This is a genomic window from Ensifer sp. NM-2 (assembly GCF_003024455.1).
GTDB lineage: Bacteria > Pseudomonadota > Alphaproteobacteria > Rhizobiales > Rhizobiaceae > Ensifer > Ensifer canadensis.
The window spans coordinates 1-721 of the sequence record NZ_PVZR01000083.1; the positions used below are offsets into that span (position 1 = coordinate 1).

Here is a 721-nt window from a genome sequence, read left to right on the forward strand (position 1 = left end):
TCAACGTCGCGAAGGCCCTGCGTGACTTTGCCAAGGATCACGAGAAGCTCGTGCTCAAGGGCGGCTACATGGATGGCCAGCCCCTGGACGAGGCCGGCATCAAGCAGCTCGCGGACCTCGAGTCCCGCGAGGTGCTGCTGGCCAAGTTCGCCGGCGCGATGAAGGGCAGCATGTCCAAGGCTGCCGCCCTGTTCCAGGCGCCGCTGTCCAAGACCGTCCGCACGGTCGAGGCGCTGCGCGCCGCGCAGGGCGAGGCTGCCTGAGCAGCCCGCCCCGGGCTGCACGGCCCACCACTTCACAACGTAGTCAAGACGTACCCGTAAAGGAGTCATCATGGCCAAGCTGACCACCGAAGAGCTGCTCGCCGCGTTCGAGGAGCTGACCCTCATCGAGCTGTCCGAGTTCATCAAGGCGTTCGAGGAGAAGTTCGACGTCACCGCCGCCGCCCCCGTGGCCGTGGCCGCCGCCGGCGGTGCCGCCGGTGGTGCCGAGGCCGCCGCCGAGGAGAAGGACGAGTTCGACGTCATCCTCGAGGCCGCCGGCGACAAGAAGATCGGCGTCATCAAGGAGGTGCGCGCCCTCACCTCCCTCGGCCTGAAGGAGGCCAAGGACCTGGTGGACGGCGCCCCCAAGCCCGTCCTCGAGGGCGTCAACAAGGAGGCCGCCGAGAAGGCCAAGGAGCAGCTCGAGGGCGCCGGCGCCACCGTCACCCTCAAGTGAT

1 protein-coding gene and 1 pseudogene are annotated in these 721 nt (G+C 68.4%); both read left to right on the top strand.

Annotated elements, in window-relative coordinates; translation table 11 throughout:
• A pseudogene (locus C6558_RS38860) lies at positions 1-263 on the top strand (50S ribosomal protein L10); the annotation flags it as partial.
• A gap of 70 nt (positions 264-333) precedes the next feature.
• A complete protein-coding gene (rplL, locus tag C6558_RS38865) occupies positions 334-720 on the top strand; it encodes a 50S ribosomal protein L7/L12 (protein WP_002854784.1) in 387 nt (128 codons plus the stop codon).
• Position 721: the final 1 nt, after the last annotated feature.

What these genes read in the sequence shown, in the direction of transcription:
- rplL (WP_002854784.1), top strand. Translation starts at nt 334, where the DNA reads ATGGCCAAGCTGACCACCGAAGAGCTGCTCGCCGCGTTCGAGGAGCTG.